The following is a 26,594-nucleotide window of genomic DNA, read 5'->3' on the forward strand; positions in this document are numbered from 1 at the left end:
CGCCCGGGGTTCACGCGATAGTGGAGCACATGACTGCCGTACCCCACCCCCGGTCCGAGGCCGCCGCACCCGTCCGGTCCGGCCGCCGCAGCCTCGCCCTGGCCCTGCTGTGCGGGGCGCTCGGCGCGGCCCTGGCGCTGCTCTCCTCCCGTCGGGGCTGGTCGGCGGGGACCGTGGCGGTGGCCGGCGGCGACTACTCGCTGAGCGCCAAGGGCAGCGATGTCACGGGCGTGCCCGCGGCCCTCGCCATAGTGGGCCTGGCCGCACTCGTCGCTGTCTTCGCGGTCCGCAGGGCCGGACGCCTGCTCGTCGCCGGACTGCTCGCGCTCTCCGGCGCTGGCACCGTCGCCGCGGCGCTGCTCGGCGCCACCGACAACTCGGCGCTCGACGAGAAGGCGGCGCAGGCGGCCGGCGACACTTCCGCGACCGCCACCGCCCTCACGCACACCGCCTGGCCCTATGTCGCGGCTGTCGGTGGCGCGCTCCTCCTTCTCGCCGGACTGCTCGCCATGCTCTACGGCCGGCTGTGGCCCGTGATGTCGGGCCGTTACGAGCGCGACGGGACCCCCCGGCCGCGCAAGGAGAAGCCCGTCGACCCGGACCGCCCCGAGGACCTCTGGAAGGCACTCGACCGGGGTGAGGACCCCACAGGAGCCTGACCGCCGGGCCGCCGCCCACGGCGCGTGGGCGGCGTGCCGAAGGCGAACCGTCCCCTCCGCGGAGCGACCCCGAGCTCACCTCATACGCGCGGGTACGGGACAATGACGCCGAGCGTCCGGCTCACACATGCACATACAGCTAACGAGGAGCAAGTCATGGCGGGCAGCAGCCACGGTCACACCCCGGCCGCCTGGACCGGTGTCATCATCGCCTTCATCGGTTTCTGCGTCTCGGGCGCCTTCACCGTGATGGCCCAGCCCGTCGGCTTCTGGGCGGGCCTCGTGATCGTCGGCGTCGGCGGCGTCGTCGGCGGCCTCATGCGCCAGCTGGGCCTCGGCCAGCCGAAGACGCCGGCGCGGTCGGCGCATCAGCCCGCGAGTGCGACGGAGAGCTGATCCCTCGCCGAGCTGACACGAGAGGCGGCCCCGGGCACGAGCGCGGGGCCTCCCGCGTTTCCGGGTGCGGTGGGCGGTCCGGGCGGGGCAAGGGCAGAATGCGTGGGGTGAACGCCGAATCCCCCAGCGTGACGCCGACCCGTACGGACACCGGAGCCGTCGCCGTGCTCCGGCGGACCGCCGTGCCCTCCGGTGTGCTCGCGGGCGTCCTCGGGGCCTTCGTCTACGTCGGGGCGGTGGACCCCGACCAACCCGGGCACTACCCGGTCTGCCCGCTGCTGCGCTACACGGGCGTGTACTGCCCCGGCTGCGGTGGGCTGCGCAGTGCCCATGCCTTCGCGCACGGGGACTTTTTGACGGCGCTTCAGGACAACGCCCTGGCCGTTGTCGGCTATCTGGTCTTCGCGGTCGGGTGGACCCTCTGGGCGGTCCGCGCGGCGCGGGGGCGGCCACTGCGGATCGACCTCCAGCCGGTGCACCTGTGGAGCCTGGGCGCCCTGCTGCTGGTCTTCACGGTTGTCCGGAACCTGCCGTTCGGTGGCTGGCTGCATCCTTGATCAATCGGTGAATGTCCAGGTAGTGGGACCGCCGTCAACCGGATGCGAGGCCTACGCCCTCCTCCGGATACCATCACAGTGACGATCGGTTTCGCCCGCCGAGGCGGTCCGGTGGTCCGAGGCTCAACCCCGGTGAGCTTCTTGAATCATCAACCGCCAGGAAGGGGGCCGCTCGCGTGAGTGTGCTCGACGAGATCATCGACGGAGTCCGTGCCGACCTCGCGGAGCGGCAGGCGCGCGTCAGCCTCGACGAGCTCAAGGAGCGCGCGGCGAAGGCTCCCGCCGCCAAGGACGGCGTCGCCGCCCTGCGCGGTGAGGGCGTCAAGGTGATCTGTGAGGTCAAGCGCTCCAGCCCGTCCAAGGGCGCGCTCGCCGCGATCGCCGATCCGGCGGGGCTCGCTGCGGACTACGAGGCGGGCGGCGCGGCCGTCATCTCCGTCCTCACCGAGCAGCGCCGCTTCGGCGGTTCGCTGGCCGACCTGGAGGCCGTGCGGGCCCGGGTCGACATCCCGGTGCTGCGCAAGGACTTCATCGTCACCTCGTACCAGCTCTGGGAAGCCCGGGCGTACGGCGCCGACCTCGTGTTGCTGATCGTCGCCGCCCTCGACCAGCCCGCCCTGGAGTCCCTCATCGAACGCGCCGAGTCCATCGGGCTCACGCCGCTCGTCGAGGTGCACGACGAGGAGGAGGCCGAGCGGGCGGTGGATGCCGGCGCCAAGGTGATCGGCATCAACGCGCGCAACCTGAAGACCCTGGAAGTCGACCGCTCGACGTTCGAACGGGTCGCCCCCGAGGTCCCCGAGGGCATCGTGAAGGTCGCCGAGTCCGGGGTCCGCGGGCCGCACGACCTGATCGCGTACGCCAACGAGGGCGCCGACGCGGTGCTCGTCGGCGAGTCGCTGGTGACCGGACGCGACCCGAAGACGGCGGTCGCCGACCTGGTCGCGGCGGGCGCGCACCCGGCGCTGCGGCACGGGCGGGGCTGACGTCCGGTGGGCACGCGAATGGCCGTACGCCGGTAGAGTTGGCGCCGATGATGCTTCCGATCACCGTGGCGACCAGGGATCCGTATGCCCGCCTCGCCCGTGGGTGCCGACCGCGCGGCTGCCGGGCTCCCGCGCGGCGGGTGCACGGGCGACGGGTTCGGTATGTCATCGGTGACGAGCCGGGGCAGGTGAACGGGATGCGATGGCGTCACCCCGCGTGCGCGCCGTCACCTTCGGTGAGCTGAACCCCCGCCGGACTGCCCGAAGCAAGGGCGGGCGGGGAGAGCGGCAGGCGTTGGTCGGCGCGCGCACGCGACCGATGTCACCCTCAGTCCGACCAACCCCGGGGCTTTGCCCCTGCGAGGTGTCCGCATGCCCAGCCAGTTCTTCCTTCCCGACCCGGAGGGTCAGGTTCCCAGCGCCGAGGGGTACTTCGGCGCGTTCGGCGGCAAGTTCATTCCGGAGGCCCTTGTCGCCGCCGTGGACGAGGTCGCCGTCGAGTACGAGAAGGCGAAGGCCGACCCCGAGTTCGCCCGCGAGCTCGACGACCTGCTCGTCCACTACACCGGCCGGCCCAGCGCCCTGACCGAGGTGCCGCGATTCGCCGAACACGCCGGTGGCGCCCGGGTGTTCCTGAAGCGCGAGGACCTCAACCACACCGGCTCCCACAAGATCAACAATGTGCTCGGTCAGGCTCTCCTCACCAAGAGGATGGGCAAGACGCGGGTCATCGCGGAGACCGGTGCCGGCCAGCACGGCGTCGCCACCGCCACCGCCTGCGCCCTCTTCGGGCTCGACTGCACCATCTACATGGGTGAGATCGACACCCGGCGGCAGGCCCTCAACGTCGCCCGCATGCGCATGCTCGGTGCCGAGGTCATCGCCGTGAAGTCCGGCTCCCGCACCCTCAAGGACGCCATCAACGAGGCGTTCCGCGACTGGGTCGCCAACGTCGACCACACCCACTACCTCTTCGGCACGGTGGCGGGGCCGCACCCCTTCCCGGCCATGGTGCGGGACTTCCACCGTGTGATCGGTGTGGAGGCGCGGCGGCAGCTCCTCGAGCGTGCCGGGCGCCTGCCCGACGCGGCCATCGCCTGTGTGGGCGGCGGCTCCAACGCCATCGGGCTGTTCCACGCCTTCATCCCCGACACGTCCGTCCGTCTCATCGGCTGCGAGCCCGCCGGCCACGGCGTCGAGACCGGTGAGCACGCCGCCACCCTCACCGCCGGCGAGCCCGGCATCCTGCACGGATCCCGGTCGTATGTGCTTCAGGACGAGGAAGGCCAGATCACCGAGCCGTACTCGATCTCCGCGGGCCTCGACTACCCGGGCATCGGCCCCGAGCACTCCTACCTCAAGGACATCGGCCGCGGCGAGTACCGGGCCGTCACCGACGACGCGGCCATGCAGGCCCTGCGCCTGTTGTCCCGCACCGAGGGGATCATCCCGGCCATCGAGAGCGCGCACGCGCTCGCCGGCGCCCTGGAGGTCGGCAGGGAGCTGGGCAAGGACGGGCTGATCGTCGTCAATCTGTCCGGGCGCGGCGACAAGGACATGGACACGGCCGCCCGTTACTTCGGCCTGTACGACACCGACGCGTCCGTCGCCGCGGACGCCGACAGCGACGCCGCGGAGATCGAGGGGGACGGCAAGTGAGCGGGAACATTCAGCTGCTGTCCGACACCCTCGCCGCCGCCAGGACGGACGGGCGGTCCGCGCTCATCGCCTACCTGCCGGCGGGCTTCCCGACCGTCGACGGCGGCATCGCGGCGATCAAGGCGGTCCTGGAGGGCGGCGCCGACGTCGTCGAGGTGGGCCTGCCGCACAGCGACCCCGTCCTCGACGGTCCCGTCATCCAGACCGCCGACGACATCGCGCTGCGCGGCGGAGTGAAGATCGCCGATGTCATGCGCACGGTTCGTGAGGTGTACGAGGCGACCGGCAAGCCGGTGCTCGTGATGACGTACTGGAATCCGATCGACCGCTACGGCGTGGAACGCTTCACCGCCGAGTTGGCCGAGGCGGGCGGTGCGGGTTGCATCCTGCCGGACCTGCCCGTGCAGGAGTCGGACCTGTGGAGGGAGCACGCCGAGAAGCACGGGCTCGCCACGGTCTTCGTGGTCGCTCCCAGCAGCAAGGACGAGCGGCTCGCCGAGATCACCGCTGCGGGCTCCGGCTTCGTCTACGCGGCCTCGCTCATGGGCGTCACCGGTACCCGCGAGACGGTCGGAGCGCAGGCCCAGGACCTGGTCCGCCGTACCCGGGCGACCACCGACCTGCCCGTCTGTGTCGGCCTCGGCGTCTCCAACGCGGCGCAGGCCGCCGAGGTGGCCGGCTTCGCCGACGGAGTGATCGTCGGCTCGGCGTTCGTGAAGCGGATGCTGGACGCGAAGGACGAGGCGTCCGCCCTGGACGCCGTACGGGCGCTGGCGGGCGAGCTGGCCGAGGGCGTCCGCGGCAACGCGTGACACCCCACTGTCGCCACTCACAGGGGTGAAGCTCGCGCATAACAGAAAATTCGCTCACCCGAACGGGTGGACCTGGGGCCGGGGAGGCGCGCTGCGCCTCCCCGGTTCGTTCTGCCGGATGTGAGCGAGAAGAACCGTGATGGAAAGCGCACCGCCCGTGAGCGGCTGGTGGTCGAGCGAGAGAAGCGGAAGGCCGCGGAGAAGCGCCGTCGGGCCCTGATCGTGGGCGCCTCGGTCGTCTGCGTTCTGGCCTTGGCGACGGTGGTGGGCGTGCTGGCTGCGAACTCCGGCAAGAGCGGCAAGAGCAGCACCGCCGGCCCGGCCATCGCGCCTTCGGGGGCGACGGGCAAGGACAGTCTCGCGATCCCGCTCGGCAAGGACTCCGCCAAGTCGACCCTCACGGTGTGGGAGGACTTCCGCTGCCCTGCCTGCCAGGCCTTCGAGACCGCCTACCGTCCGACGATCCACCAGCTGGTCGACGCCGGACAGCTGAAGGTCGAGTACCACCTGGTCACGCTCATCGACGGAAACCTGGGCGGCAGCGGCTCGCTGCGCGCGGCCAACGCGGCAGCATGTGCGCAGGACGCCGGCAAGTTCCGGGACTACCACGACGTGCTGTACCAGAACCAGCCCAAGGAAACGCAGGACACCTACGCGGACAACGACAAGCTCATCGAGCTGGCGGGCAAGGTGAGCGGTCTGAACACGCCCACGTTCGAGAAGTGCGTCAAGGACGGCACGCACGACAGCTGGGTGGTGAAGTCGAACGCCGCGTTCCAGAGCAGCGGCTTCACGGGCACGCCGACCGTCCTCCTCGACGGCAAAAACATCTACGCGGACCAGTCGATGACGCCGGCCAAGCTGAAGCAGCTCGTGGAGGCGGCGAACAAGTCCTGAGGCGGTCTGTGGCCAGTGATGCCCCCGGTGCTGACGTGCCGGGGGTGGTCTATGTTATGGACCCGTAGCCAGGTGGGTTGCCACGCTGTGTGTCCGGCAGGGTAGCGTCGTTCCTGCCATGGAACTTGCCTTCATTCCCAGCCCGTCGCGCGGAGTGCTGAATCTCGGCCCCATTCCGCTGCGCGGCTACGCCTTCTGCATCATCATCGGTGTCTTCGTAGCCGTATGGCTCGGCAACAAGCGCTGGGTCGCCCGTGGCGGCCGGTCCGGCACGGTGGCCGACATCGCGGTCTGGGCCGTTCCGTTCGGCCTCGTGGGCGGACGGCTGTACCACGTGATCACGGACTACGAGCTGTACTTCAGCAACGGCCGCAACTGGGTGGACGCCTTCAAGGTCTGGCAGGGCGGGCTCGGCATCTGGGGCGCCATCGCCCTCGGGGCGGTCGGCGCGTGGATCGGCTGCCGACGCAGGGGTATCACGCTGCCCGCCTACGCCGATGCCGTCGCGCCCGGGATCGCCTTCGCGCAGGCGATCGGCCGCTGGGGCAACTGGTTCAACCAGGAGCTGTACGGACGGCCGACGGATCTGCCGTGGGCGCTGCACATCACCTCGTCGACGGACGGGCGGGTTCCGGGGTACTACCATCCGACGTTCCTGTACGAGTCGCTCTGGTGCATCGGGGTCGGGTTCCTGGTGATCTGGGCGGACCGCCGCTTCAAGCTGGGTCACGGGCGGGCGTTCGCCCTGTACGTGGCCGCGTACTGCGTGGGCCGCGGCTGGATCGAGTACATGCGGGTCGACGACGCGCACCACATCCTCGGCCTGCGGCTGAACGACTGGACCGCGATGATCGTGTTCCTGCTCGCCGTGACCTACATCGTGCTGTCGTCGCGGCTGCGGCCAGGGCGGGAGGAAGTCGTGGAACCGGGCGCCTCCGACGAGGCCGCCTCCGAGGAGGTCCCCTCGGACGCGGAGACCGAGGCAGACGGCGACTCCGTGGATCTGGAGAAGAAGCCGGAGCCGGAGGACGACGAGCCGAAGGCCCCGGAGAGCGGGACCGGGCCGTCGGACGACACCGATGCGGTGGACGAGCCCGAGTCGGCGAAGAAGGGCTGACGGGCTTCTCGTACGTGGCCGGGGGCGCCGTGGCCGCGGATGCCGTGGCCGCGGACACGGCGCCCCCGGTGTTCGCAATCCTCAGCGTCTTCTGCGTGCCAGTGACAGGGTGCGCTGCGCCTCCCTCACCACCGCCGTGTCGATGAAGCGGCCGTCGGGGAGGGCCTGGGCGCCCGGTTCCCTGGCCGCCGCCTTCAGGATCTCCTCCGCCCTGGAGATCTCCTCCGCTCTGGGTGCGTAGGCGCGTTCGATGACCGGGAGCTGACGGGGGTGGATGGCCGCGCGGCCCAGGAAGCCGAGGGTGCGCCCGTGGGCACAGGAGTCCGCCAGACCCACGAGGTCCCTTGTGTCCGGGTAGACCGACTGGGCCGGCGGAGGCAGAGCCGCGGCGCGTGCGGCCACCACCACGCGCGCCCGCGACCAGTCCAGGCCCGCGTCCTCCCGCACGCCCAGGTCCGCCCGCAGATCGGACTCGCCCAGCGCGATCCCCCGTACGGCCGGATGGGCCGAGGCGATCGTGAACGCCTGCTCCACGCCCAGGGCCGTCTCCAGGAGCGCGTAGAGGGGGACCGCCCCGCCCTCCGCCGGTGCGGCCCGTTCCGCCACCCGGACCACGTCCGACGGTGACGTCACCTTGGGCATGCGCAGGCCCGAGAGGCCGGGCAGTGCCGTCAGCGCCGCGAGGTCCGCCTCCGCCCAGGGACTGTCCAGCGCGTTCACCCGGACGTGGACCGGTACCGCAGGGCGCTCGGTCAGCCGTTCCGCGGTCGCCGCCCGCGCGTACTCCTTGCGGTCCGGGGCGACCGCGTCCTCCAGGTCGATCAGCACCACGTCCGCCCCGGACGCCAGCGCCTTGCCGACCACCGCCGGGCGGTCCCCCGGAGCGTACAGCCAGGTGAGAGGGGGAAAACCCGGACTAGCGGTCACAGGGCGCCCTCCGCTTCGAGGGCGGCGATCTCCGGGGCGGAAAGGCCCAGCTCGGTCAGGACCGCCGCGGTGTCCGCACCGTGCGGACGGCCCGCCCAGCGGATCACACCGGGCGTGGCGGAGAGGCGGAACAGGACGTTCTGCATGCGCAGCCGTCCCAGTTCGGGGTCGTCGGGGATCGTCGTGATGGTGTCCAGCGCCGTGTACTGGGGGTCGGTCATCACATCCCGTACGTCCTGGACCGGCGCCACCGCGGCCTCCGCCCTCTCGAACGCCTTGAGGACCTCCGCGCGAGGACGACGGGCGATCCACTCGCCGACCGCCTCGTCGAGCACATCGGCGTGCAGGGCGCGGTCCGCGCCCGTCGCGAACCACGGCTCGTCGATCAGCTCCGGACGGCCGACCAGACGCATCACCCGCTCGGCGACGGACTGGGCGGAGGTCGACACCGCGACCCAGCCGCCGTCCGCGGTGCGGTAGGTGTTGCGCGGGGCGTTGTTCTGGGACCGGTTGCCGGCGCGCCGCTGGACGTGACCCAACTGGTCGTACCAGACCGGCTGTGGTCCGAGGACCGTGAGGATCGGTTCGATGATCGCCATGTCCACCACCTGGCCCGCGCCCGTGCGATCCCGGGCCGCGAGCGCCGTCATCACCGCGTACGCCGTCGCCAGGCCCGCGATCGAGTCGGCCAGACCGAACGGCGGAAGAGTCGGCGGTGCGGCCGGCTCCCCGGTGATGGCCGCGAATCCGCTCATCGCCTCCGCGAGCGTGCCGAAGCCCGGGCGGTGCGCGTACGGGCCGAACTGGCCGAAGGCGGTCACCCGGGCGAGGACCAGTCGGGGGTTGGCGGCCGACAGCTCCTCCCAGCCCAGGGCCCACTTCTCCAGGGTGCCCGGGCGGAAGTTCTCCACGATCACGTCGGCGGTGGCGGCGAGGCGCAGCAGCGTCGTACGGCCGCCGGGCTTGGACAGGTCGAGCGTCATCGTGCGCTTGTTGCGGCCCAGCAGCTTCCACCACAGACCCACCCCGTTCTTCGCCGGGCCGTGCCCGCGGGAGGGATCCGGTTTGGCCGGGTGCTCGACCTTGATGACCTCGGCTCCGAAGTCACCGAGCAGGGTGGCGGCGAGGGGACCGGCGAAGAGGGTGGCGAGATCGAGGACTCGCAGGCCGGTGAGGGGTGGGGTCATGAGCGGTGGGTTTCCCGGTGCGTGAGGTGGGCCAGGGCGTCGAAAGCGATGCCGTTGAAGTCGCCGACGGACGTGGTCAGCCGGTTCTTGAGAGGGGCCGTCCAGCGGTCGGGGAGCTCGGTGGGGTGTCCGGCCAGCAGACCCGCGACGCTGCCCGCCGTCGCACCGTTGGAGTCGGTGTCCCAGCCTCCGGACACGGCACGGCAGATGGAGCCGGTGAAGTCGCCGTCGGCGTGGGTGAGGGCGGCGGCGATCAGGGCCGTGTTGGGGACGGCGTGGACCCAGTGGTAGTCGCGGTGCGTGGTGTGGAGCTCGTCGACGACCGCATCGAAGTCCTTAGTGGAGCCGGCCAGTCGAATCGCCTCATGGATGGCGCGGGCGAGTCGGGAGGCGGGTGGGACGACGGTGAGGCCGGTGCGCAGGCAGTGGTGGACGTCGTGCACACCGGTGGCCGCCTCGGCGATGGTGGCCGCGGTGAACATCGCCGCGTAGACGCCGTTCGCGGTGTGCGTGAGAGTGGCGTCGCGGTGCGCCTGTTCGGCCGCGCCCGCCGGGTCGCCCGGGTTCGTCCAGCCGTGTACGTCGGCACGGATGAGGGCGCCGATCCACTCGCGGAACGGGTTGCGGTGGCGGGCCGTGCGCGGGGGTTCGAGGCCGGAGAGGAGGTTGCGGTAGGCGATGCGTTCGGCGGTGAAGGTGCGGCCGGCGGGGAGTTCGTCGAGCCAGAGTCGGGCCACGTCGGTGGTGGTGAACGTCTTGCCGTGGCGACTGAGCAACATGAGGTTGAGGAGGGGGTAGTTGAGGTCGTCGTCCTCGGGCATGCCGTCGATGTTCTCGGCCAGGGAGGTGGGCGCGGAGCGGCGGTTCCAGGGGTGCTCCGCCAGCAGTTCCCGGGGGACTCCCCGAGCCGTGAACCATGTGTTCAGGGGCCAGTTGCCGGTGGCTCGGGCGAGTCGGCGGATACCGTCGAGGGGGAGCCTTTCCACGGGTTTGCCGAGGAGACAGCCGGCGGCCCGGCCGAGCCAGGCGGCTTCCAGGCTGCCTTCGGTGGGCGTTGCCCGTGAGGTGGGTCCGCCGGCCGGCGCCGACCGGGCGGGCCAAGCCGGGCACAGCGCCTTGATCCTCGTCAGGTCCGTCGGCTCGGCATCCGTCAACGCGCCGGGCAGGTCGGCGAGTTCGTCCAACAAGTCCTCCGCCAGCAGGCGCAGGTACCGTGACGCCGACGAGGGTGATGCTCCCGCGCGCGGTGGGAGCTCCGGGCCGCCCGCCGCCCTCCACCTCGCCGCGATCGCCGACGGCTCCCGGCCCTCCTGAGCCGCCTGGCGCAGCTCATGGCCGAGAAGGTCCTCCGGCTGGACCCAGGTCAGTCGGAGCACCTCAGCCTCCGATCCCGGTGAACGCCGCCTCATGGGCTCGGCGGCGGCGGACGTCACGGGCGAAGATCTCCCGTGTGATCTCCGTGAGCGTCCGCGCCGGGGCGTGCAGGTCGAGGCGGCTCGCCTCCGCGACCGCCTTCGCCCAGTACGGCGGGACCTCCGAGCCCAGGGCGCCGGTGATCGCGCCCGTCATCGTCGCGACGGAGTCGCAGTCCCGGCCGTAGTTCACCGCGCCGAGCACCGCGTGGCGGTAGTCGCCGCGCGCCACGATCATCATGCCCAGTGCCACCGGAAGTTCCTCGATCGCATGGACCCGGGAGGGGCGGCGGGCACCCAGGGACGGTGCGCGGTAGTCGGGGCCGACCGTGTCGTAGGGCGCCACCGCCTCCCGCAACGGCCTCAGGGCCGCCTCGAAGTCCGAGTAGCGGGAGGCCGCGTCGCAGACCGTCTCGATGGCGGCCCGCGTCCCGTCCTTCGCGAGGGACAGGCACGCGGCCACGACCGAGTCGGGTGTCGCGCCCGGTTCGCACGCCGCCGCCACCGCCGCCGCGAACACCCCGGCCGCCTCCCTGCCGTACGACGACTGATGCGCCCCCGCCACGTCCAGCGCCTCGGCGTACGCCCCCGCCGGGTTGGCCGCGTTGACCAGGCCGACCGGTGCCATGTACATCGCGGCACCGCAGTTGACGATGTTGCCCACGCCGGCCTCGCGCGGGTCGATGTGGCCGTAGTGCAGCCTGGCCACCAGCCACTTCTCCGCCAGGAAGATCCGTTGGAGGGGGATCGCCTCCGTCTCCAGTTCGGGGATCCAGCGGGGGTTCGTCATCAGGTCGGGGACCAGGTGCGCGGCGACCGCGTACGCGTCGAGGTGGTCGCGGACGGCCGCGTAGACCCGTACCAGGGCATGGGTCATCAACGTGTCGTCGGTGACGTGGCCGTCGCCCTTGTGGTACGGGGCGACGGGGCGGGCCGTACGCCAGGCGTCGCCGTGCCAGGGTCCGACGATCCCGTGCACGCGGCCGCCGTGCCGTTCGACGATCTGCTCGGGGGAGTGACCCTCGACGGGACCGCCGAGGGCGTCGCCGACGGCGGCGCCGACCAGGGCGCCGGTGATGCGTTCGTCGAGAGGGATCGTCTCGTCAGAAGTGGGCGTCATGTCCGAATCATCCACCTGGTCCGGTCAGTTCCGTCGCCTCCAGGAGTTCGGCGAGGTGTACGAGATCCGTGCCGGTCAGACGGGGCAGCACGCAGCCGGAGAGGGTGCGGCAGGCCTCGCGCCAGGCGGGCGGGACGGCCACGCCGCCGCCGAGCGCGCCGGTGAGCGCGCCCGCCAGGGCCGGGGCGGAGTCGGCGACCCTGGACAGGCAGGCGGCGGCGGGCACGGCCTCCGCGATCCGGCCGCGGGCCGCCGTCGCCAGGGCGAGCGCGACCGGGACGGTCTCCGCGGCCGCGATGCCGTAGCTGTAGACGTGGTCGACGATCTGGTGCTCCAGCGACGGGACCACGGCGAAGGCTCCGTCGCCGTCGTGGGCCAGCTTCAGCGCGTGCCGGGCGTTGCGGCCGATCTCGGTGGACTCGGGAAGCTCGGCGACCGCGGCCCGCACGCACGCGTCGACCTCCTCCCCGGACAGGGCGAGCGAGAGGGCCGCGGCCATGGCGCGGGCGCCGTGCACCCCGTCGCCGTCCTGGGTGTAGCGGGCGTCGAACTCGGCCAGTTCGGCTGCGAGCCGGGGATCTCCCGGATGCGCCACGGCGAGGACGCAGGCCCGTACGCAGGCCGCGTCGTCGAAGTAGTGCGGGTTGTCGTGGCCGGTGGCGGGAGGGCGCAGCCCGGTGGCCAGATTCCCGAGCCCCGCCCGCACGGAGATCCGGGCCCGGAGGGTCAACCGCGCCGACTCGACCTCGGGGGCCCGGTCGGCCGCGGCGGCGACCTCACCGGCGACCGCGTTCCAGGAGAGGTCGATGGCCGCGCGCATCCTCCGCTGCCGGTCGAGATCGCCGAGCCCGCTGCCGTCCCCGGCCCGCAGCACGGCTTGCGCGGCGAAGGCCGCCCACTCGGCGTCGTCCGAGGGCCCGAGCCTCAGTGGCTCCGGCGGCTGGTTGAGGGCGATCGGCACGGGCAGGGTGGTGGTCGCGTTCTGCTCGGCGAAGGTGTCCAGCTCACGGGTCAGCCGCCGGGTCCACTCGGGCATACGGGCGGCCCGATGCCGGGCGGCGGGCCATCCGGCGGCGTCCCCCGCGGCGAGCCCGAGCAGGAGGCCCTCGATCCGCCGGGGCGCCGCGGACTCGCTCACGACTCCACCTCGCCCTCGTCCCCAGCCTCCACGTACGCGGCCTCCGCGTACACCGCCGGATCGGGATGCAGCCACGCCTCCCGCAGCACGGACCCGCGCTGCCGCGCGGGATCGCTGGGTCGTCGGGGATCGCCGAGGCCTCCGGGGTCGATGGAGCCTGGGGGATCGCCGAGGCGTCCGGGATCGCTCTGCCGTTCCGTCTCGCCCGTCCTTGCGGGGTGGTGCTGCTGGGTGGGATCCGGATGGCTGGCTGGGTCGTGTTGGTGCGCGGGACCGCCGTCCCCTGCGGGATCGCTCTGGTGCGCGGGGTTGCACGCCAGTACGGGATCCTGCTGCCGCACTGGTTCGCCACACCACATGGGTTCGCCATCCCGCGCCGGTTCGCCATCCCGTGCCGGTTCGCCAACCCGTGTGGCTTCCTCGTCGGCCGGCGAACGCCGTGCCGGTTCGCTAACCCGTGCCGGTTCGCCACCCCGTGCCGGTTCGCTAACCCGTGCCGGTTCGCCACCCCGTGCGGTTTCGTCCTGCCGTGTAGGGCCGTCGTGGTGGATCAGGATGTCGTGCCGTGCGCGGTCGTTCTGTCGTATGCCTGTTCCTCTGCCCCACAACCCCGCGACCGCTGATCCCCACTTCCCGTCGTCCCCCGGCGTCAGGAGCTCCGCCACGTCCAGCACGTGGTGGCCCTCCATGGACGGCAGGCAGCGGCCCCGGGCCGGGCCGATCGCGGCCGCCCACTCGGCCGGGATCGCCGAGACCCCGCAGGTCGCGCCCGCCAGGGCGCCCGCGACCGCCGCCGTGGTGTCGGCGTCGCGGCCCATGTTGACCGCGGTGAGTACGGACTGCGTGAAGTCGCCGTCCGCCGCCGCGTACGCGCCGAAAGCCAGGGCCACCGCCTCGGGCGCGAGGTCCGTCCAGGGGTAGCCGCCGATCACCACCGCGGAGCGGACCGCGGGTGCGCCCCGGTGGGCCGCGGCGGCCGCGCGGCGCAGGGAGCGGGCCGTCCACGAGTCGTCGGGGACGACCGCGAGGGCCGAGGCCACCACGGCGGTCGTGGTTGCACCCGCCATCGCCGCCGCGACCCCGGCCGCGACCGCCTGGCCGCCGTAGATGCCCTCCCCTTCGTGGCTCACCGAGCCGTCGATCGCCACGAGCCGAGCCGCCTCCGCGGGGCGGCCCGCGGCGAAGACGCCGAAGGGTGCCGCGCGCATGGCGAGTCCGTCGCTCCAGGCATGCCGGTGCTGCGCCGTGATGGGCGCCGCAAGGCCCCGGCGGAGGTTCTCCAGCGTGCCCCGCTCGCTGAACCCCGCTCCTCGGAACGGCCCCTCGTCCCGGTCCGCGATCCACTGGTGCCAGGCCGTCTCCACGTGCGCCACGGTGAGTGCCGAGCCGTGCCGGGCCAGCAGCAGCCCCGAGAAGATCGCGTACTCGGTGTCGTCCGTGCCGGAGGGCTGCTCGGCGACGTATCCCGTGATGCGGCCCCAGCGGGCGCGAATCTCCGACGGCCTCATGTTCTCGGCGGGCGCGCCCAGCGCGTCCCCCACGGCGAGGCCGAGCAGCGCGCCGCGCGCCCGTTCACGCAGACCGGTGGCGTCCCCGGACGCCGGGGCCGGGGGAATGCAGGCGATGGCCATACGGTGCCTCTCCTTTCAGGCACCCCCCTGTTCGTGGGGCACGGAACCCCTTTGCGGATCTGTCCCACGGGAGCGGTTCCGCAGAGCGTCACGGGCCCCAGCATCACCCGACCGACATCTGTGCAATGACTTGATCGAATGAGCGGTCACGGGTAAAAGCGCAGGTTAGCCCAGCCTTCCCTTGCTGGCGGTGAAGCAATTTCCGACGTACTTTCGGTGTTGTCGAAAAGTGGAAGCAGTCCAAACAAGCACCTGGGGGGCCGGTTATGGCCATCATCGACACAGAAGCGACGCTGCACGAGGCGCACCGGGACAACCACACCCACCGCGATGTGAACGGCGGCTGGCTGCGTCCGGCCGTCTTCGGCGCGATGGACGGGCTGGTGTCGAACCTGGCCCTCATCACGGGTGTCGCGGGCGGAGCCGTCAGTCAGCAGACCATCGTCATCACCGGGCTCGCGGGGCTGGCCGCCGGTGCCTTCTCCATGGCCGCCGGCGAGTACACGTCCGTCGCCTCGCAGCGCGAGCTGGTCGAGGCCGAACTCGACATCGAGCGCCGCGAGTTGAGAAAGCATCCGGAGGACGAGGAGGAGGAGCTGGCGGCGCTGTACGAGGCGCGCGGCGTCGAGCCCGCACTCGCCCGCGAGGTCGCCAGGCAGCTCTCCCGCGACCCCGAGCAGGCCCTGGAGATACACGCGCGCGAAGAGCTCGGCGTGGCCCCGGGGGACCTGCCCTCGCCGATGGTCGCCGCGGTCTCCAGCTTCGGATCGTTCGCGCTGGGCGCCCTGCTGCCCGTCCTGCCGTATCTTCTCGGCGCCCACGCCCTGTGGCCCGCCGTGTTGCTCGCCCTGGCCGGGCTCTTCGCGTGCGGCGCGGTCGTGGCCAAGGTGACGGCGCGCAGTTGGTGGTACAGCGGTCTGCGGCAGCTCGCCCTGGGTGGTGCGGCGGCGGGTGTGACCTACGTCCTGGGCGGTCTGTTCGGTACCGCCGTAGGATGACAGGCGCGCTACTTATGCGAGGGACCGCATAAGTAGTTGTTACTCGGCGGTTTCGACTGCTTAACCACCGGGCATGAGCCGTAAGCGCCACGGGCAATGACGCCTGCTCCGCAACACATTGTGGTGGGCGAGGAAGCCTGCCGCACCCGGGCCGACGGACACCCGATCTGTCCGCTTGTGCCCCCCGATTCCATCGCCGTACGTGGAACCCGCGCCGCGCCCTGGTGATGTCCGCATGTTGGAACGGCCTATCCGGTTCCCGAGAACCGCTTCATCATGTAACCTGCACGAAATTTTGCACTCCACGCAGAGGGCCAGCGTCGTCCCTCGGCACTTGCATATGCCACTGACGACGACGGGAGAGCCGATGCGTACGACGCGCCAGCCGTCCCAGCACTCTGCGAATGGCCGGAACTGGTCGTTCATGGATGCTCGCCCTGCTGCGCAGGGTATGTACGACCCCCGCAACGAGCACGACGCGTGCGGCGTCGGCATCGTGGCCACCCTCACCGGCGAGGCGAGCCATGCGCTGGTCGAGCAGGCGCTCACCGTTCTGCGCAACCTGGAGCACCGCGGTGCCACCGGCTCCGAGCCCGACTCGGGTGACGGTGCCGGCATCCTGTCCCAGGTTCCCGACGCCTTCTTCCGCGAGGTGGCCGGATTCCCACTGCCCGAGGCGGGTGCGTACGCCGTTGGTATCGCCTTCCTGCCCGAGGACGACACCGCCGAGGCCGTCTCGCAGATCGAGACGATCGCCGCGGACGAGGGCCTGACCGTCCTTGGCTGGCGCGAGGTCCCGGTCGCCCCCGAGCTGCTCGGCGCCACCGCCCGCTCGACGATGCCCGCCTTCCGTCAGGTCTTCGTGACCGACGGCGAGTCGAAGGGCATCGACCTCGACCGCAGGGCCTTCGTGCTGCGCAAGCGCGCCGAGCGCGAGGCCGGCGTGTACTTCCCGTCGCTGTCCGCGCGCACGATCGTCTACAAGGGCATGCTGACCACCGGCCAGCTGGAGCCCTTCTTCCCGGACCTGTCCGACCGCCGCTTCGCCACGGCCATCGCGCTGGTCCACTCGCGCTTCTCCACGAACACGTTCCCGAGCTGGCCGCTCGCCCACCCGTACCGCTTCGTCGCGCACAACGGCGAGATCAACACGGTCAAGGGCAACCGCAACTGGATGCGCGCCCGCGAGTCGCAGCTGGTCTCCGACCTGTTCGGCCCCCAGGAGAAGCTGGACCGGATCTTCCCGATCTGTACGCCGGAGGCGTCCGACTCCGCCTCCTTCGACGAGGTGCTCGAACTTCTGCACCTCGGCGGCCGCTCCCTGCCGCACTCCGTGCTGATGATGATCCCGGAGGCGTGGGAGAACCACGACTCCATGGACCCGGCCCGGCGCGCGTTCTACCAGTTCCACTCCACGATGATGGAGCCCTGGGACGGCCCCGCCTGCGTCACCTTCACCGACGGCACCCAGGTCGGCGCCGTGCTCGACCGCAACGGTCTGCGCCCCGGCCGCTACTGGGTCACCGACGACGGCCTCGTCGTCCTCGGCTCCGAGGTCGGCGTCCTCGACATCGACCCCTCCAAGGTCGTCCGCAAGGGCCGGCTGCAGCCCGGCCGCATGTTCCTCGTCGACACCGCCGAGCACCGCATCATCGAGGACGACGAGATCAAGGCGACCCTCGCCGCCGAGCAGCCGTACCAGGAATGGCTGGAGGTCGGCGAGATCGAGCTGAGTGACCTGCCCGAGCGCGAGCACATCGTGCACACGCACGCCTCGGTCACCCGCCGCCAGCAGACCTTCGGCTACACCGAGGAGGAGCTGCGCGTCATCCTCGCGCCGATGGCCAAGGCCGGCGCCGAGCCGATCGGCTCCATGGGCACCGACTCGCCGATCGCCGCGCTGTCCGATCGCCCGCGCCTTCTCTTCGACTACTTCACCCAGCTGTTCGCGCAGGTCACCAACCCGCCGCTGGACGCGATCCGCGAGGAGCTGGTCACCTCCCTGCGCTCGTCGCTGGGCCCGCAGGGCAACCTGCTCGAGCCGACCGCGGCCTCCTGCCGCAGCGTCGTGCTGCCCTTCCCCGTGATCGACAACGACGAGCTGGCCAAGCTCATCCACATCAACGCCGACGGCGACATGCCCGGTATGAAGGCCGCCACGCTGTCCGGCCTGTACCGGGTCTCCGGCGGTGGTGACGCCCTCGCCGCGCGCCTGGAGGAGATCTGTGCCGAGGCCGACGCCGCCATCGACAACGGCGCCCGCCTGATCGTCCTGTCCGACCGCCACTCCGACGCCGAGCACGCGCCGATCCCGTCGCTGCTGCTCACCGCGGCCGTCCACCACCACCTCATCCGTACCAAGGAGCGCACCCACGTGGGCCTCCTGGTCGAGGCCGGCGACGTCCGCGAGGTCCACCACGTGGCCCTGCTCATCGGCTTCGGCGCCGCGGCGGTCAACCCGTACCTGGCGATGGAGTCCGTCGAGGACCTGGTCCGTGCGGGGACGTTCCTGCCGGGTGTCGAGTCCGAGAAGGCCATCCGCAACCTGATCTACGCGCTCGGCAAGGGCGTCCTGAAGGTCATGTCGAAGATGGGCATCTCGACCGTCGCCTCCTACCGGGGCGCCCAGGTCTTCGAGGCCGTCGGTCTCGACGAGGCCTTCGTCGACAAGTACTTCAACGGCACGGCCACCAAGATCGGCGGTGTCGGGATCGACGTCATCGCCCAGGAGGTCGCCGCCCGCCACGCCAAGGCCTACCCGGCCTCCGGCATCGCTCCCGCGCACCGCGCGCTGGAGATCGGCGGCGAGTACCAGTGGCGCCGCGAGGGCGAGCCGCACCTGTTCGACCCGGAGACCGTCTTCCGCCTCCAGCACTCGACGCGCACCGGCCGCTACGACATCTTCAAGAAGTACACCGAGCGCGTGAACGAGCAGTCCGAGCGCCTCATGACGCTGCGCGGCCTGTTCCGCTTCACGTCGGACCGCGCACCGATCTCCATCGACGAGGTCGAGCCGGTCTCCGAGATCGTCAAGCGTTTCTCCACGGGCGCCATGTCGTACGGCTCCATCTCCAAGGAGGCCCACGAGACGCTCGCCATCGCCATGAACCAGCTGGGCGCCAAGTCCAACACCGGTGAGGGCGGCGAGGACCCGGACCGCCTGTACGACCCGGCGCGCCGCTCGGCGATCAAGCAGGTCGCCTCCGGCCGCTTCGGTGTGACCTCCGAGTACCTGGTCAACGCGGACGACATCCAGATCAAGATGGCCCAGGGCGCCAAGCCCGGCGAGGGCGGTCAGCTGCCCGGTCACAAGGTCTACCCGTGGGTGGCCAAGACCCGGCACTCGACCCCCGGTGTCGGCCTGATCTCCCCGCCGCCGCACCACGACATCTATTCGATCGAGGACCTGGCCCAGCTGATCCACGACCTGAAGAACGCGAACCCGCAGGCGCGGATTCACGTGAAGCTGGTGTCGGAGGTCGGCGTCGGCACGGTGGCCGCGGGTGTGTCGAAGGCGCACGCGGACGTCGTCCTCATCTCCGGCCACGACGGAGGCACCGGCGCCTCGCCGCTGACGTCGCTGAAGCACGCCGGCGGTCCCTGGGAGCTCGGCCTCGCCGAGACCCAGCAGACCCTGCTGCTCAACGGCCTGCGCGACCGCATCGTCGTCCAGACCGACGGCCAGCTGAAGACCGGCCGTGACGTGGTCATCGCCGCGCTGCTCGGCGCCGAGGAGTTCGGTTTCGCGACCGCGCCGCTCGTCGTCTCCGGCTGCGTGATGATGCGCGTGTGCCACCTGGACACCTGCCCGGTCGGCATCGCCACGCAGAACCCGGTGCTGCGCGAGCGCTTCTCCGGCAAGGCCGAGTTCGTCGTGAACTTCTTCCAGTTCATCGCCCAGGAGGTCCGTGAGCTGCTCGCGGAGCTGGGATTCCGCTCCATCGAGGAGGCCGTCGGCCACGCCGAGGCGCTCGACGTGACCCGCGCCGTCGACCACTGGAAGGCGCAGGGCCTGGACCTGGAGCCGCTGTTCCACGTGCCCGAGCTGCCCGAGGGCGCGGTGCGCCACCAGGTCGTCGCGCAGGACCACGGCCTGGAGAAGGCGCTCGACAACGAGCTGATCAAGCTTGCCGCCGACGCGCTGGCCGCGAACTCCCAGGCCGACGCCCAGCCGGTGCGTGCCCAGGTCGCGATCCGCAACATCAACCGCACGGTCGGCACCATGCTCGGCCACGAGGTGACGAAGAAGTTCGGCGGCGCGGGTCTGCCCGACGACACGATCGACATCACCTTCACGGGTTCGGCGGGCCAGTCCTTCGGCGCCTTCCTGCCGCGCGGCGTCACGCTGCGCCTGGAGGGCGACGCCAACGACTACGTCGGCAAGGGCCTGTCCGGCGGCCGGGTCATCGTGCGCCCGGACCGCACGGCGGACCACCTCGCCGAGTACTCGACGATCGCGGGCAACACCATCGCGTACGGCGCCACCGCCGGTGAGCTGTTCCTGCGCGGTCGTACGGGCGAGCGGTTCTGCGTCCGCAACTCCGGTGCCGTCGTGGTGTCGGAGGGCGTGGGTGACCACGGCTGCGAGTACATGACCGGTGGCCGCGCGGTCGTGCTCGGCGAGACGGGCCGCAACTTCGCGGCCGGCATGTCGGGCGGCATCGCCTACGTCGTCGACCTGAACCGGGACAGCGTCAACGCCGGCAACCAGGGCTCCATCGAGGCCCTGGACGACGCCGACAAGCAGTGGCTGCACGACGTGGTGCGCCGCCACGCCGAGGAAACCGGCTCCACGGTCGCCGAGAAGCTCCTTGCCGAGTGGTCCGTCTCCGTGGACCGCTTCAGCAAGATCATCCCCAGCACGTACAAGGCAGTGCTCGCCGCCAAGGACGCCGCCGAGCGAGCCGGTCTCTCCGAGACCGAGATCACCGAGAAGATGATGGAGGCGGCGACCAATGGCTGATCCCAAGGGCTTTCTGAACCACGGCCGCGAGGTCGCCAAGTCCCGCCCGGTGGGTGAACGCGTCAAGGACTGGAACGAGGTCTACGTTCCCGGCTCGCTGCTGCCGATCATCAGCAAGCAGGCCAGCCGGTGCATGGACTGCGGCATCCCGTTCTGTCACAACGGCTGTCCGCTGGGGAACCTGATCCCCGAGTGGAACGACTACGCGTACCGCGAGGACTGGACCGAGGCGTCCGAGCGGCTGCACGCCACGAACAACTTCCCGGAGTTCACGGGCCGCCTGTGTCCCGCTCCCTGCGAGTCGGCGTGCGTGCTCGGCATCAACCAGCCGCCGGTCACCATCAAGAACGTCGAGGTCTCGATCATCGACAAGGCGTGGGACAGCGGTGACGTGAAGCCGCAGGCCCCCGAGCGCCTGTCGGGCAAGACGGTCGCGGTCATCGGCTCCGGCCCGGCCGGCCTGGCCGCCGCCCAGCAGCTCACGCGGGCGGGCCACACGGTCGCGGTGTACGAGCGCGCGGACCGCATCGGCGGTCTGCTCCGCTACGGCATCCCCGAGTTCAAGATGGAGAAGCGGCACATCAACCGCCGTATCGAGCAGATGCGCGCGGAGGGCACCCGCTTCCGCACCGGCATCGAGATCGGCCGCGACCTCAAGGCGACGGACCTGCGCAAGCGGTACGACGCCGTGGTCATCGCTGCCGGTGCCACCACCGCCCGCGACCTGTCGGTCCCCGGCCGCGAGCTCAAGGGCGTCTACCAGGCCATGGAGTACCTGCCGCTGGCCAACAAGGTCCAGGAGGGCGACTACGTCACCGCGCCCATCTCGGCCGAGGGCAAGCACGTGATCGTGATCGGCGGCGGTGACACGGGCGCGGACTGCGTGGGCACCGCCCACCGCCAGGGCGCGGCCTCCGTCACTCAGCTGGAGATCATGCCCCGCCCGAACGACGAGCGGCACCCGGTCTCCCAGCCGTGGCCGACCTTCCCGATCCTCTACAAGGTCACCTCGGCCCATGAGGAGGGCGGCGAGCGCATCTACTCGGCCTCAACGACCCACTTCGAGGGCGACGAGGACGGCAACGTGCAGTGGCTGCACCTCGCCGAGGTCGAGTTCGTGGACGGCAAGCTGACCCAGAAGCCGGGCACCGAGCGGAAGATCCCGGCGCAGCTGGTGACGCTGGCGATGGGCTTCACGGGCACCGACCAGCAGAACGGCCTGGTCGAGCAGTTCGGCCTGGAGCTCGACGAGCGCGGCAACATCGCGCGCGACGCCGACTTCCAGACGAACGTGCCGGGCGTGTTCGTGGCGGGCGACGCCGGCCGCGGCCAGTCCCTGATCGTGTGGGCGATCGCCGAGGGCCGCTCCGCGGCACGCGGCGTCGACCGACTCCTCACGGGCGTCAGCGACCTGCCGGCACCGATCCGCCCGACGGACCGTTCACTGATGGTCTGAGGCACCCCGGCGTGAGCTGACGGTCACTCACCTACGTCCCGTACAAAGGCGTACGGAACACCAGACGGCGCCTGCCCGCCAGTCCCCGACCGGACGACTGGGCAGGCGCCGCCGCACGTCCGTCGGCTCACGCCGTCAGTTCCGTCACCTTGCCCACTGTCAGCAGCACCAGCAGCACCAGGAGTCCGACGCAGGCGGCCGCCTGGATCAGGCCGCGGCGCGGGCCCCGGGGGACGTACGCGTACGCCAGCGTCACCACCCCGCCTGCCAGCAGCCCGCCGAGGTGTCCCTGCCAGGAGGTGAGACCGGCGGAGATCAGCAGCCACACCAGCAGGCCGCCCATGAAACGGTTGACTGTGCTCATGTCGGCGCCGAGACGGCGGGCCATGACGTAGTACGCGGCGCCCAGCCCGAAGATCGCGCCGGACGCGCCGACGGTCGGGGTGTCCGGCGCGATCAGCAGGACGAGCACCGAGCCGCCGAGGGCCGACAGAAGATAGAGCGTGAGGTAGCGGACGCGGCCCAGCTGTGCCTCCACCACCCGGCCGATGTTCCACAGCGACACCATGTTCATCACGATGTGCAGGATCCCGAACGTCCCCTGGGTGGGCGGCAGGTGCAGGAACGCGCCGGTCAGCAGCCGTTCCCACTGTCCGCCGACGACACCCTCGGCGTGCAGTTCCGAGGGGTACGGGTACTGCCACAGGTACTGCCCGCCGTCCGGCCCCTTCAGCACCGCGCCCAGCATCGCGAACCGGTCCACGATCGCCGGGCGCACCCACTCGCCGAGACAGGCGAGGACATTGACGCCGATCAGGATGTACGTCAGCACCGGCGCCGCCGTGATCCGGCCGCCGAACGCCGTGCGTGCCTGACGGATCGACCGCGCGCCCTCCCTGACGCACTCCACGCACTGGTGGCCGACGGCTGCCTCGCGCATGCAGTCCGGGCATATGTAGCGGTCGCAGCGGGTGCAGCGGACATAGGACTCCACCTTGGGGTGGCGGTAGCAGGTGGTGACGGCGGACTCGGACTCCACGGCCGGCTCCTCGAACGGGGATGGTGGGTGACGAGCCGGTGGGGACGGCGGCGAACAAAATAGCGAACTCGCGGGGAAAGTGATCAATGAGGGGGAGTGGTGGCGTAACGTCGGCCTCCCCTCCTCACAGCCCAAGGGAGTCCGCATGGCCGCGATCAGTCTCCGCAAGGTCGAGGAGACCGCACCCGCGCTGGTCAGCCTGTACAAGAGCGCCGGGGTGTCCCTCACCGAGCACGGGCTGGGCGGGCAGCGGGCCGCCGTCTACCTGGTCGTCGACTACTCGGGGTCCATGAAGCCGTACTACAAGGACGGCAGCGTGCAGGCGCTCGCCGACCGGGTGCTCGGGCTGTCCGCGCACCTCGACGACGACGGGAGCGTGCCGGTCGTCTTCTTCTCGACGGACATCGACGCCGTCACCGGCATATCCCTCGCCGACCACCAGGGGCGCATCGAGCGGATCGTGGCGGGCCTCGGGCACATGGGCAAGACCAGCTACCACCTGGCGATGGACGCCGTCATCGATCACTACCTCGACAGCGGCTCCAAGGATCCCGCCCTCGTCTTCTTCCAGACCGACGGCGGCCCCATCAACAAGCTCGCCGCGGAGCGGTACCTGTGCAAGGCGGCCAAGCTGCCGATGTTCTGGCAGTTCATAGGGTTCGGAGACCCCGGCAGCAGGCAGTTCGAGTTTCTGCGCAAGCTCGACGAGCTGGCGGTACCGCAGAAACGGGTCGTCGACAACGCGGGGTTCTTCCACGCCGGTTCCGATCCGCGGAAGGTGTCCGACGCCGAGCTGTACGACCGGCTGGTGGGCGAGTTCCCGCAGTGGCTGGCGGCGGCGCGGGCCAAGGGGATCGTGGCCTGATCACGCCGCTCGTCGATGCGAACGGCGTGGCGCCGCCGTGTCGGGCCCTCACGAGTGAGGGTGAGCACCGCCGCTGAGGACGGCGGCCCGGCACTCGGACGGCGCGCCCCACGCCGCCCGCAGCGCGTGGGCCTTGGTGAGCCAGAGGGACAGGTCGTACTCGGCGGTGTAGCCGATCGCGCCGTGCAGCTGGAGCGCGGTCCGGGCGGTCGTGTACGCCGCCTCGCAGGCCGCGACCTTGGCGGCGGCGACGTCCGCCGGGGTCATCGTCAGTGCGGCACCGAAGAGCAGGGGGCGCGCGAACTCCAAGGCGATCTTCGCGTCGGCCAGTCGATGCCTGACCGCCTGGAACGAGCCTATGGGCACACCGAACTGAACGCGCTGCTTGACGTAGGCGACGGTTGTGTCGAGGAGCGTGAGACCGACGCCGAGGGCTTGGGCGGCGGTGGCCAGACGTGCCCAGGTCAGGGCGTCCGGGGCGACGGCGGCGGCCAGCAGCTCCCCGCCGGGGAGCGGGGTGGCGAGCCGGCGGGCCGGGTCCAGCGACGGCCTGGTCTCCGCTCGGCAGCCGGGCGCCAGCCACACCTGCGGGCCCCGGAGCGCGAGGACGACGTCGGCCGCGTCCCTGTCCAGCGCGTACGGTGCGCCCACCGTGGCCACCGCCTTGCCGGAGGCCAGCTGGGGCAGCAGCCGCTCGGCCTGCTCGGGCACCTTGGCGAGCAGGGCCGCCGCGAGCACCGTCTCCACCACGGGGCCCGGCACCGCGTGGCGTCCCAGCTCCACGAATGCCAGTGCGAGCTCCAGGGGCAGCGGGCCCACTCCCTCGTACGCCTCCGGAACCGCCAGCGCGAAGACCCCCGCCTCCGCGATCCGGGACCACAGCGCCCGCCCGGCCGTGTGGTCGCCGGCGCTCCACGACCGGACGGCCGACGTCGTGCCGGCGGCGGTCAGCAGCGCGTCCAACGAGCGGGCGAACGCGCGCTGTTCGTCGGTCGGCAGGAAACGCATCAGCGGCGGCCCTTCGGCAGGCCGAGCAGACGCTCGGCGATGATGTCGCGCTGGATCTCATTGGTGCCGGCGTAGAGGGGGCCCGCCAGGGAGAAGACATAGCCCTCGGCCCAGTCGCCGTCCGCCCGCTCGCCCTCCGCGCCCAGCAGATCGAGCGCCGTCTCGTGCAGCGCGATGTCGTACTCGGACCAGAAGACCTTGTTCAGGCTGGACTCCGGGCCCATCGGCTCACCGTCGAGGAAGCGGGAGGCGCCCGCGTAGGTGAAGAGCTGGTAGGCGCGGGCGCCGATGAGCGCGTCGGCCACCCGGTCGCCCACCGAGGCCGGGCTGCCGTGCTCCCGCCACAGGTGCAGCAGCCGATCGGCGGCGGCGAGGAAGCGGCCGGGGGAGCGGAGGGTGAGCCCGCGCTCGTTGCCCGCCGTCGCCATCGCGACCCGCCAGCCGCGGCCCGGCTCGCCGATCACGTCCTCGTCCGGGACGAAGGCGTCGTCCAGGAACAGTTCGGCGAAGGCCGGCCTGCCGTCGAGACGGCCGATCGGCCGGACCGTCACCCCGGGCGCGCGCAGGTCGAACATGAGGCAAATGAGCCCCTGGTGGGGCTTCGGCGCCTGCGGATCGCTGCGGAACAGCCCGAACGCGCGGTCGGCGAAGGCCGCCCGTGACGACCAGGTCTTCTGACCCCTGAGCAGCAAACCACCCCCCGTCCGCACGGCCTTGGACCTCAGGGAGGCCAGGTCGGAGCCGGCCTCGGGCTCCGACCAGGCCTGCGCCCAGATCACCTCGCCGGTGGCCATCGGCGGAAGCACCCTGGCGCGCTGCTCCTCGGTGCCGTGGTCGAACAGGGTCGGCGCGAGCAGGCTGATGCCGTTCTGGCTGACGCGACCCGGCGCGCCCGCCGCGTAGTACTCCTCCTCGAAGATGAGCCAGCGCACCAGCCCCGCGTCGCGTCCGCCGTACGCGCGTGGCCACGAGACCACCGACCAGCGGTCCGCGGCGAGTTCGGCCTCCCACGGTAAGCATTCAGAAGGTCGGTGACCTGCATGGCTCCTGACGATGTGACAGGTCGCGGGTGGGTGCGGCAGGATCCGTGGTCATGTCGTCGGGGTGGGAGTCTGCGTCGCGTGAGGATCTCCTCGCGTTGATCGGGCTGCTCCAGCGGCAGAACGAGGAGTTGGCCGCTGCGAACGAGCGGTTGACCGCGCGGGTCGCGGAGCTGGAGCGGCGGCTGGGCCGCAACTCGGGTAACTCCTCGATGCCGCCGTCCTCGGACACGTTCGGACGGCCGGTGAAGAAGCCGCAGGCCAAGAGCGGGCGCAAGCGGGGGCGTCAGCCCGGTGCGGGCGGCGCCGGACTGGCCATGGTCGCTGAGCCCGATGTCACCGCAGACCACCTGCCCGTCGCCTGTAGCAGCTGTGGCAGCGCGCTGAGCGAGAGCGACAGCATCGGCTTCGAGCGCCGTCAGGTCCGCGACATCCCCCTGGTCACCGTGACGGTCACCGAGCACCGGGCGCATCGCTGCCGGTGTGCGTGCGGCACGGTCACCACGTCCGCGATGCCCGAGGGCGTGGCCGGCTCGCCTTCCTCCTACGGTGCGAACCTGCGGGCCCTGGCCGTCTACCTGCTGGTCTTCCAGCACGTCCCCGTCGAGCGGACCGCCCAGCTGATCACGGACGTGACCGGGGCTGAGGTGTCCACCGGCTGGGTCGCCTCCCTCCTGGGTGAGGCCGCCGAGCTGGTCGCCGACTCGGTGAACCTGATCAGGGCTCT

General features: G+C 71.4%; 22 protein-coding genes and 1 pseudogene. 14 read left to right on the forward strand and 9 right to left on the reverse strand.

All coding sequences use genetic code 11. The features are described from left to right. The first annotated feature begins 20 nt into the window (after positions 1–20). The 9 genes from ACZ3TS_RS03250 (at position 21) to lgt (ending at position 7,083) form a co-directional block, all read left to right on the forward strand. Positions 21–659, forward strand: a complete 639-nt coding sequence (locus ACZ3TS_RS03250) for a TIGR02234 family membrane protein (RefSeq protein WP_467613326.1) — start codon at positions 21–23, stop codon at positions 657–659. Positions 660–815: 156 nt separating this feature from the next. After that, positions 816–1,055, forward strand: a complete 240-nt coding sequence (locus tag ACZ3TS_RS03255; protein ID WP_467613328.1) for an HGxxPAAW family protein — start codon at positions 816–818, stop codon at positions 1,053–1,055. A gap of 98 nt (positions 1,056–1,153) precedes the next feature. Then, positions 1,154–1,612, forward strand: a complete 459-nt coding sequence (locus ACZ3TS_RS03260; RefSeq protein ID WP_467613330.1) for a DUF2752 domain-containing protein — start codon at positions 1,154–1,156, stop codon at positions 1,610–1,612. A gap of 176 nt (positions 1,613–1,788) precedes the next feature. Then, positions 1,789–2,598 (forward strand): indole-3-glycerol phosphate synthase TrpC, encoded by an 810-nt coding sequence (trpC, locus tag ACZ3TS_RS03265; protein WP_467613332.1) that lies wholly within the window; start codon positions 1,789–1,791, stop codon positions 2,596–2,598. 47 nt (positions 2,599–2,645) lie between these two features. Continuing rightward, a complete protein-coding gene (gene trpM, locus ACZ3TS_RS03270) occupies positions 2,646–2,843 on the forward strand; it encodes a tryptophan biosynthesis modulator TrpM (RefSeq protein WP_467613334.1) in 198 nt (65 codons plus the stop codon). Between the two features lie 127 nt (positions 2,844–2,970). Continuing rightward, positions 2,971–4,257 (forward strand): tryptophan synthase subunit beta, encoded by a 1,287-nt coding sequence (trpB, locus tag ACZ3TS_RS03275; protein WP_467613336.1) that lies wholly within the window; start codon positions 2,971–2,973, stop codon positions 4,255–4,257. Beyond that, on the forward strand, positions 4,254–5,069 hold the full coding sequence (gene trpA, locus ACZ3TS_RS03280) for a tryptophan synthase subunit alpha (protein ID WP_467613338.1): 816 nt from the start codon (positions 4,254–4,256) through the stop codon (positions 5,067–5,069). The genes trpB and trpA overlap by 4 nt, the downstream gene beginning before the upstream one ends. A gap of 120 nt (positions 5,070–5,189) precedes the next feature. After that, positions 5,190–5,966, forward strand: a complete 777-nt coding sequence (locus tag ACZ3TS_RS03285) for a DsbA family protein (protein WP_467613340.1) — start codon at positions 5,190–5,192, stop codon at positions 5,964–5,966. Positions 5,967–6,084: 118 nt separating this feature from the next. Next, positions 6,085–7,083 carry a prolipoprotein diacylglyceryl transferase gene (lgt, locus tag ACZ3TS_RS03290; protein ID WP_467613342.1) on the forward strand — a complete coding sequence of 333 codons (999 nt, stop codon included), beginning with the start codon at positions 6,085–6,087 and terminating at the stop codon, positions 7,081–7,083. An 81-nt stretch (positions 7,084–7,164) separates the two neighbouring features. On the opposite strand, the gene ACZ3TS_RS03295 is transcribed toward lgt, so the two are convergent. The 6 genes and pseudogenes from ACZ3TS_RS03295 to ACZ3TS_RS03320 form a co-directional block, all read right to left on the reverse strand. Further along, complete coding sequence (locus tag ACZ3TS_RS03295; protein ID WP_467613343.1) at positions 7,165–8,010, reverse strand: HpcH/HpaI aldolase/citrate lyase family protein; 846 nt, start codon at positions 8,008–8,010, stop codon at positions 7,165–7,167. Further along, the gene (locus ACZ3TS_RS03300) at positions 8,007–9,197 is read right to left on the reverse strand and encodes a CaiB/BaiF CoA transferase family protein (protein WP_467613345.1); all 1,191 of its coding nucleotides are present in this window, start codon (positions 9,195–9,197) and stop codon (positions 8,007–8,009) included. The genes ACZ3TS_RS03295 and ACZ3TS_RS03300 overlap by 4 nt, the downstream gene beginning before the upstream one ends. Further along, positions 9,194–10,573 (reverse strand): ADP-ribosylglycohydrolase family protein, encoded by a 1,380-nt coding sequence (locus tag ACZ3TS_RS03305; RefSeq protein ID WP_467613347.1) that lies wholly within the window; start codon positions 10,571–10,573, stop codon positions 9,194–9,196. Before ACZ3TS_RS03305 ends, ACZ3TS_RS03300 begins: the two co-directional genes overlap by 4 nt. A gap of 1 nt (position 10,574) precedes the next feature. Beyond that, positions 10,575–11,729 carry an ADP-ribosylglycohydrolase family protein gene (locus tag ACZ3TS_RS03310; protein WP_467613349.1) on the reverse strand — a complete coding sequence of 385 codons (1,155 nt, stop codon included), beginning with the start codon at positions 11,727–11,729 and terminating at the stop codon, positions 10,575–10,577. Between the two features lie 7 nt (positions 11,730–11,736). Next, the gene (locus ACZ3TS_RS03315) at positions 11,737–12,942 is read right to left on the reverse strand and encodes an ADP-ribosylglycohydrolase family protein (RefSeq protein WP_467613351.1); all 1,206 of its coding nucleotides are present in this window, start codon (positions 12,940–12,942) and stop codon (positions 11,737–11,739) included. 545 nt (positions 12,943–13,487) lie between these two features. Further along, positions 13,488–14,498: pseudogene (locus ACZ3TS_RS03320) on the reverse strand (ADP-ribosylglycohydrolase family protein); the annotation flags it as partial. Between the two features lie 266 nt (positions 14,499–14,764). Here ACZ3TS_RS03320 and ACZ3TS_RS03325 point away from each other — a divergent pair. From ACZ3TS_RS03325 to ACZ3TS_RS03335, 3 genes are all read left to right on the forward strand, one after another. Then, positions 14,765–15,496, forward strand: a complete 732-nt coding sequence (locus ACZ3TS_RS03325) for a VIT1/CCC1 transporter family protein (RefSeq protein WP_467613353.1) — start codon at positions 14,765–14,767, stop codon at positions 15,494–15,496. Positions 15,497–15,863: 367 nt separating this feature from the next. Beyond that, positions 15,864–20,459 (forward strand): glutamate synthase large subunit, encoded by a 4,596-nt coding sequence (gene gltB, locus ACZ3TS_RS03330; RefSeq protein ID WP_467613355.1) that lies wholly within the window; start codon positions 15,864–15,866, stop codon positions 20,457–20,459. Beyond that, positions 20,452–21,915 carry a glutamate synthase subunit beta gene (locus ACZ3TS_RS03335; protein ID WP_467613357.1) on the forward strand — a complete coding sequence of 488 codons (1,464 nt, stop codon included), beginning with the start codon at positions 20,452–20,454 and terminating at the stop codon, positions 21,913–21,915. The genes gltB and ACZ3TS_RS03335 overlap by 8 nt, the downstream gene beginning before the upstream one ends. A 127-nt stretch (positions 21,916–22,042) precedes the next feature. On the opposite strand, the gene ACZ3TS_RS03340 is transcribed toward ACZ3TS_RS03335, so the two are convergent. Further along, entirely contained in the window at positions 22,043–22,954 is a 912-nt protein-coding gene (locus ACZ3TS_RS03340) for a rhomboid family intramembrane serine protease (protein WP_467613359.1), read from the reverse strand. Between the two features lie 145 nt (positions 22,955–23,099). Here ACZ3TS_RS03340 and ACZ3TS_RS03345 point away from each other — a divergent pair, with 145 nt between their 5' ends. Next, positions 23,100–23,819 carry a vWA domain-containing protein gene (locus ACZ3TS_RS03345; RefSeq protein ID WP_467613360.1) on the forward strand — a complete coding sequence of 240 codons (720 nt, stop codon included), beginning with the start codon at positions 23,100–23,102 and terminating at the stop codon, positions 23,817–23,819. Positions 23,820–23,867: 48 nt separating this feature from the next. On the opposite strand, the gene ACZ3TS_RS03350 is transcribed toward ACZ3TS_RS03345, so the two are convergent. Both ACZ3TS_RS03350 and ACZ3TS_RS03355 read right to left on the reverse strand, forming a co-directional pair. Continuing rightward, positions 23,868–24,827, reverse strand: a complete 960-nt coding sequence (locus ACZ3TS_RS03350) for an acyl-CoA dehydrogenase family protein (RefSeq protein ID WP_467613362.1) — start codon at positions 24,825–24,827, stop codon at positions 23,868–23,870. Beyond that, positions 24,827–25,882 carry an acyl-CoA dehydrogenase family protein gene (locus ACZ3TS_RS03355; protein ID WP_467613378.1) on the reverse strand — a complete coding sequence of 352 codons (1,056 nt, stop codon included), beginning with the start codon at positions 25,880–25,882 and terminating at the stop codon, positions 24,827–24,829. The genes ACZ3TS_RS03350 and ACZ3TS_RS03355 overlap by 1 nt, the downstream gene beginning before the upstream one ends. Positions 25,883–25,965: 83 nt before the next feature. Between ACZ3TS_RS03355 and ACZ3TS_RS03360 the strand changes: the two genes are divergently transcribed. After that, a partial coding sequence (locus ACZ3TS_RS03360) for a DUF6444 domain-containing protein (RefSeq protein ID WP_467613364.1) occupies positions 25,966–26,594 on the forward strand: 629 nt, incomplete at its 3' end.

The organism is Streptomyces sp. NPDC022910, from assembly GCF_055561075.1.

Excerpts from the sequence above, each read along its gene's own strand:
- ACZ3TS_RS03300 (WP_467613345.1), bottom strand. The coding sequence starts at position 9,197 with ATGACCCCACCCCTCACCGGCCTGCGAGTCCTCGATCTCGCCACCCTC.
- ACZ3TS_RS03335 (WP_467613357.1), top strand. The coding sequence starts at position 20,452 with ATGGCTGATCCCAAGGGCTTTCTGAACCACGGCCGCGAGGTCGCCAAG.
- ACZ3TS_RS03345 (WP_467613360.1), top strand. The coding sequence starts at position 23,100 with ATGGCCGCGATCAGTCTCCGCAAGGTCGAGGAGACCGCACCCGCGCTG.
- ACZ3TS_RS03255 (WP_467613328.1), top strand. The coding sequence starts at position 816 with ATGGCGGGCAGCAGCCACGGTCACACCCCGGCCGCCTGGACCGGTGTC.
- ACZ3TS_RS03325 (WP_467613353.1), top strand. The coding sequence starts at position 14,765 with ATGGCCATCATCGACACAGAAGCGACGCTGCACGAGGCGCACCGGGAC.
- gltB (WP_467613355.1), top strand. The coding sequence starts at position 15,864 with ATGCGTACGACGCGCCAGCCGTCCCAGCACTCTGCGAATGGCCGGAAC.
- ACZ3TS_RS03310 (WP_467613349.1), bottom strand. The coding sequence starts at position 11,729 with ATGACGCCCACTTCTGACGAGACGATCCCTCTCGACGAACGCATCACC.
- trpM (WP_467613334.1), top strand. The coding sequence starts at position 2,646 with ATGATGCTTCCGATCACCGTGGCGACCAGGGATCCGTATGCCCGCCTC.
- ACZ3TS_RS03350 (WP_467613362.1), bottom strand. The coding sequence starts at position 24,827 with ATGCGTTTCCTGCCGACCGACGAACAGCGCGCGTTCGCCCGCTCGTTG.
- trpB (WP_467613336.1), top strand. The coding sequence starts at position 2,971 with ATGCCCAGCCAGTTCTTCCTTCCCGACCCGGAGGGTCAGGTTCCCAGC.
- ACZ3TS_RS03260 (WP_467613330.1), top strand. The coding sequence starts at position 1,154 with ATGCGTGGGGTGAACGCCGAATCCCCCAGCGTGACGCCGACCCGTACG.
- lgt (WP_467613342.1), top strand. The coding sequence starts at position 6,085 with ATGGAACTTGCCTTCATTCCCAGCCCGTCGCGCGGAGTGCTGAATCTC.